Origin of the sequence: Collinsella aerofaciens, from assembly GCF_015552075.1 — a bacterium.
Classification (GTDB): Bacteria; Actinomycetota; Coriobacteriia; order Coriobacteriales; family Coriobacteriaceae; genus Collinsella; species Collinsella aerofaciens_Y.
This window is the reverse complement of the sequence record NZ_JADNDZ010000060.1, coordinates 1-5,145: the sequence shown is the minus strand read 5'-3', so window position 1 is coordinate 5,145 and position 5,145 is coordinate 1. Positions and strand designations below refer to the sequence as shown.

Below are 5,145 nucleotides of genomic sequence, written 5' to 3'. Positions count from 1 at the left end.
CCCGCGACCCCAACCTTGGCAAGGTTGTGCTCTACCAACTGAGCCATGTCCGCTTGCGGGTTATTAATTTACGCGAGTTATCCAAAAGACGCAAGTACTTTTTTCAAAAAAGTTGCCGGCCGCGTGTTCTTGGTGGCTAAACGCGCTAAAGCGATTGGCTAGGCACGCGATTCCAGTGCTCCGCTAAATAGCTTCACCATCTGCACGCGCGTGCCGGTGCCGTCTGTGCGACGAGCAACCTCCACGTTATCGACGAGCATACGCATAAGCTTGATACCACGGCCGCGTTCCTCAGATGCGACCGGTTCGCTCGCTCCATCGATAGAATAGCCGGCACCCCGATCAAGCACCTCAACCACGACGCGATCGCCATAGGCCTGAACCGTCAGGACGCACCCGATACCGCCCGCATGGTCATAGGCATTACCCAGCGCCTCCCCCGACGCCAACGCGACATCGTAGCGCTCGTCGCGGCGCAACGGAAGCGATTCAAGGAGTTCGGCGATGCGATGTCGATAGTATGGAAGATTCTCGATACCCTGTCGGACCTCGACGCTCTTGCTCCATCGTGGCAACTCTCCCACCGGAATAGCGGGAATCGACTCACGCGCCGGACCCGCAACATGAAGGATGTCGACAAGTCGGGTAATCTCCAAAAAGCGAATGACCTCATCGGAGGCGTTAACGAGCGAAAGCAGGCCCTCTCGCCTCATGAGCTCTCTGGCACGTGTAAGCAAAAACGCCAAACCCGTCGAGTCGATAAAGCCCACGGCCTGGCAATTGATGACAACGCGACGCACGCCCCGGTCGATCAGATTATCCAACCGTGGACGCAGCACGGACACCGAGGCGATGTCGACATCACCCGGTGGCGTCAAAACCGCTATGTCATTCCACTCATTCATACGACCATGGTTCCCCAAAAGAGCTCGCTCGATGCATACATATCTGCAGCTGCGCAGATTTTGCCCGTCAAGTATCGCGGTCTACGATCGACCCCGTAAAAACTCAAGGGAAACCAGCGCAATGTCATCGTCCAGCGCCGACTCGGTAAAGCGGTCAAGCTCTCCCAAGACCTTACCGCAGATTCCCGATACACCCTCACCCGAGACAGAGAGCAGAAGGTCACGAAGGCGCTGCTCGCCAAAGAAAACACCCGAGCGATCACGTGCTTCGATTGTCCCGTCGGTATACATAAATAGCATGTCACCAGGAGCGAACGTAAACACGCCCGTCTCGTACACCATGCTCTCGAAGGCACCGATCACGCCCGATTGGCACCCAAGGAGCTCCACTTCTCCCCCTCGGGTTTCTCCGCCGCCAAGCGGCGTCGACGACGGCCTAATGACCATAGTGGGAGGATGTCCCGCAGAGCAATAGGTAGCGCGACCCGCTTTAAGATCGATCTTGGCGATAAACGCCGTCACAAACGTCTCGACCCTCGAAAAGCCCATGAGCATGCTATTGAGCGAGCGGGCCATGCGGGCAGGCCCCGCACCCTCCCAGGCATAGGCCGTCAGCGCCGTCTTGACGAGCGCTGACATCGACGCCGCCTCGATTCCTTTGCCAGACACATCACCCAGAATCATGACGGCGCAATCGTCGGGAAGACGGACAAGCGTATAAAAGTCGCCGCCGACCAACGCTGAATTCGTTGCAGAAAGGTATACCGAATCGGTCGCGATGCCCGGAACGTCACCAAGCGAATTTCTCATGCCAATCTGGAGGGTCTGAGCGATATGGCGCTCCTCGCGCTTTTGAGATTCGCCCTCGTAGATCAGTTCAAAGTCATGCGCCAAGTGCACCAAGTAGTCATATTCAAGGTCATCAATCGGCTCTTGACTACCATCACGAAGCAGCAGCGCGCGCGTCGTCGGCCCCTTAGCAACAGAAGCAGGAACAATCGCGTCGTTACTGTGCTTGCCATCACCCTCAGAGCGCGGGCGCCCCGCCTCGATGCCAGTGTCGACGTAGAGACCCTGGCAAGGCAGACCATGCGCCCTAAGCCAGCCTCCCATAGGCATCGATTCGTCAACGCGAGTTATACGGACATGTTTAAGGTCCTCGGCACTCGTGCCGCCCAAAACAGATGCCTCAAAGCCATCAGGGCCAGCCCCCAGACGTGCCGCTGGCGCCGTCGTGGAAAAGAAAAGCTTCTCGGGATCGTCCGGCAAAGCAACGCGACTGCCGCCTTCAAAATCTATGACATAGGAGTCCAGACTGGCGTCATACTCAACAGGGCAAAAATGGCAGTTGAGCATATTGCAGATCTCGGACGATACCGCCTGGGCAGCCGCGGCGGAATCGTCTAGAAAGGTAAACAACTCATCACGTAAGACATTGAGCGAGCGGCCAAGCTCGGCCGTGCGACGAGAGCGAAGGCTCGATGCCATGCCGACCAGCTGGATAGACAGGTAATCGCAAATGACCTCGAGCACGTTAACGTCATAGGCGAGCGGTGCCTGAGGACGCTTCCAACCAACTTCCAGCACGCCAAGGATCTGCGTACCGTAAAACACGGGAAGACAGATTTCGCTGCGGTACGGAGGCATATCCTGCACGCGCAGCAGGTGCTTAGAACGATTGTCCAGGTCCATGAACATACCGGAGGCGGCCCTATCACCCTCAAGGTCCTGTTGAATCGACAAGCGACAGGCGCGCGACTCGCGAAGAACATATGTCGGAATGCCAGCGCCATATGGCAAAAACTCGGGCAGGTAGCTGTCGTGCAGCTCCTTGGAAACACCGCGGAGCTTAAAGCCGCCGCTCTCAGAAAAATAGATAGCGGCACCCGAAGCATCGAGCGTTCCTACAAGCTGGTTCAAAACGGTATCTAACAAACTGGGCAGCTCATCGGAGCCCACCGTGCTCATAATGACCGACAAAGTGCCCGAAAGGCGCTTATTCGCCACTCTAAGCTCCGAAAGCGCACGCTTGAGCTGACGGTCGTGCGAATACTGTTCTTCGATGCTATGGAGTGCCACCAGAACGCGCGGCGCACGGCGGCCAAAGATTCGAGGCGGCGTAACCGAGCCGGCACAAACCAGGACGGGAATAAACGATCCGTCACTTAACTTGAGCATCAACTCGCTCTTTGTTCCATTGGTCTCAAAAGGAAGCCGATGCTCTGTCGCGCGTTCAAAAGCCGACGAGTACAGAACGTCTTTGACATCACCGCCGATGACGTCAGCGCGTTCCTCGCACATCAGGTCGAGCAAACGATTATTCACATGCAGAATGGTTCCGTCGAGCTCACAGATGATGACAGCATCGCTCGTGATCTCGACCAGTTGGGCAACGTCTGCCCACTCGTTGCGCTCAAGCGTTTCCATCGTGGACCCCACCGTCTATCGGTAACAAAAAAGCCTCCGAAGAGGCTTCTCAAATGCGATGGTGTCGGAGGCGGGACTTGAACCCGCATGACCAAAAAGCGGTCACTAGCACCTCAAGCTAGCGCGTCTGCCAATTCCGCCACTCCGACATGCTATGTTGTTGATTCGCAGTTCGTTTTGTTGGACCCGCGCGTTCAACGAGGAAGATAATAACCTATGATTCGAGAACTGTGCAAGCACTTTTTTCAAAAAAGTTTACGAATTTGTTAATGCGCAGGTAGATCCGTATGTCCGGTCCCGAATCGGTGTTGCCTCCCGGCGCGTCCTCGGGCATGACCGATATTTTGCTGCGCACTTCGTGCTGCAAAATATCGCTCCCCCTGCGGAATGCGCCGGGAGGCAACACCGATTCGGGACCTACGTCCACGTACTCCAGACACCGTTCTCAAACATGTTATGGGGCTGATGCAAATTTGGTGGCTCGGCTTTGCCGAGCCCTTATATGGGGAGGTCGGAGCTAAAGCTCCGGCCTCACTCAATTTCTTATTAGATTAAGTGAGCGATCAAGGAATCGCACCCCTCTGCAGCGGTAACACAGGGCCCGTGCTGGACTTAGTTTTCAGAACATTCCGCACTGATATTTTCTGTATTGAAGACGTCGATGATGCACCCGTATACCATTGACGTCGACACCATCAGATGCGGACCGCGCGGTGACCCCACATTCCGCTGGCGCCCACAGGGCTGCCCTCGTTTCCTGACATGTCCCGCGCGGGCCGCGGCGAGCCGAGACCGCCGCATGACCTAATAGGAGCATGGAGCGATACCGCGGACCCGAACAACCGCATTCTATCGCGCCCCGTCAGTGTGCCGTCTGCCCGGTCCAGGCGAGCACGGAAAGAACGGAGCGAGACATGCAAAACGAATCGGCACCCGGCGCCCGCGGGCCGGTCTTCTGCGGGGTCGACACCCACGCCGACTCGCACTGGCTGTGCGTCCTGGACTGGAGGGGCCGCAAGGTCCTGTCCCGCCAGTTCCCCGCCGACGCGGCGGGCTACGAGGCGCTCGCCGGGGCGATCGCGGCGGCCGGGGAGCCGGCCTGCGTCGCGATGGAGGGGACGTCGTCCTACGGGGCGGGCCTCACCAGGCACCTCGCGTCGCTGGGGATGCCCGTGCGCGAGGCGCTCTCCCCGGCGAGGACGCAGAGGAGGCGCCCGGGGCAGGGGAAGTGCGACGAGGCGGACGCGGAGAGGGCCGCCCGCGCGGCGATGCCCGGCTCAAGGCTCGGGACCCCCAAGAGCCAGGACGGGTGGGTCGACGGGGTGCGCTGCATGCTCGCGGCGCGCTCCGGGGCGGTGAAGGCGCGGACCTCGGCGATCAACACCGCGAGGTCGCTGCTCACCACCGCGCCGGAGGGGCTCAGGTCGAGGTTCCGCGGCATGGGAGGGCCGAGGCTGATGGAGGAGCTCCCCTCCGTGCGCGCCGAGGGCGCGCTGGGCGCCGCGCTCGGCGCGCTGGCGGACCTGTGGGCGGCGGCGCGCGACGCGGCGCTCGACATGGAGCGCGCGATCGAGGCGTCCCTGGAGGAGAACTGCCCCGCGCTGCTGGCGATGTACGGGTGCGGCCCCGTGAGCGCGGCCAAGCTCGCGGTCGCGGCCGGGGACAACCCGGGCAGGCTGCGCTGTTGATGTTCACTAAGAAGTGGTCCGAGTGATCACTGGGAAATAAGCACCGTGAGCACGAAAAATTGAGCAGTTTAATCAGAACCACCCTTAAAAAGGGTGGTTTGCTCTTAGGGTATAACCCACGGGCC

At 59.3% G+C, this 5,145-nt stretch carries 3 protein-coding genes and 1 tRNA gene; 1 reads left to right on the top strand and 3 read right to left on the bottom strand.

Annotated features, from left to right (window positions below; genetic code table 11):
• Positions 1–158: 158 nt before the first annotated feature.
• From I2D41_RS04390 to I2D41_RS04380, 3 genes are all read right to left on the bottom strand, one after another.
• Positions 159–905, bottom strand: coding sequence for an anti-sigma factor antagonist (locus I2D41_RS04390; protein WP_195363663.1), 747 nt, complete (start codon positions 903–905; stop codon positions 159–161).
• 81 nt (positions 906–986) lie between these two features.
• Positions 987–3,332: a SpoIIE family protein phosphatase gene (locus I2D41_RS04385; protein WP_195363662.1), complete on the bottom strand. Its 2,346-nt coding sequence runs from the start codon at positions 3,330–3,332 to the stop codon at positions 987–989.
• A gap of 59 nt (positions 3,333–3,391) precedes the next feature.
• A tRNA-Leu gene (locus I2D41_RS04380) sits at positions 3,392–3,481 on the bottom strand.
• Positions 3,482–4,246: 765 nt separating this feature from the next.
• Between I2D41_RS04380 and I2D41_RS04375 the strand changes: the two genes are divergently transcribed.
• Positions 4,247–5,020 carry an IS110 family transposase gene (locus tag I2D41_RS04375; protein ID WP_195363661.1) on the top strand — a complete coding sequence of 258 codons (774 nt, stop codon included), beginning with the start codon at positions 4,247–4,249 and terminating at the stop codon, positions 5,018–5,020.
• The last annotated feature ends 125 nt before the right edge of the window (positions 5,021–5,145 follow it).

What these genes read in the sequence shown, in the direction of transcription:
- I2D41_RS04390 (WP_195363663.1), bottom strand. Translation starts at nt 905, where the DNA reads ATGAATGAGTGGAATGACATAGCGGTTTTGACGCCACCGGGTGATGTC.
- I2D41_RS04385 (WP_195363662.1), bottom strand. Translation starts at nt 3,332, where the DNA reads ATGGAAACGCTTGAGCGCAACGAGTGGGCAGACGTTGCCCAACTGGTC.
- I2D41_RS04375 (WP_195363661.1), top strand. Translation starts at nt 4,247, where the DNA reads ATGCAAAACGAATCGGCACCCGGCGCCCGCGGGCCGGTCTTCTGCGGG.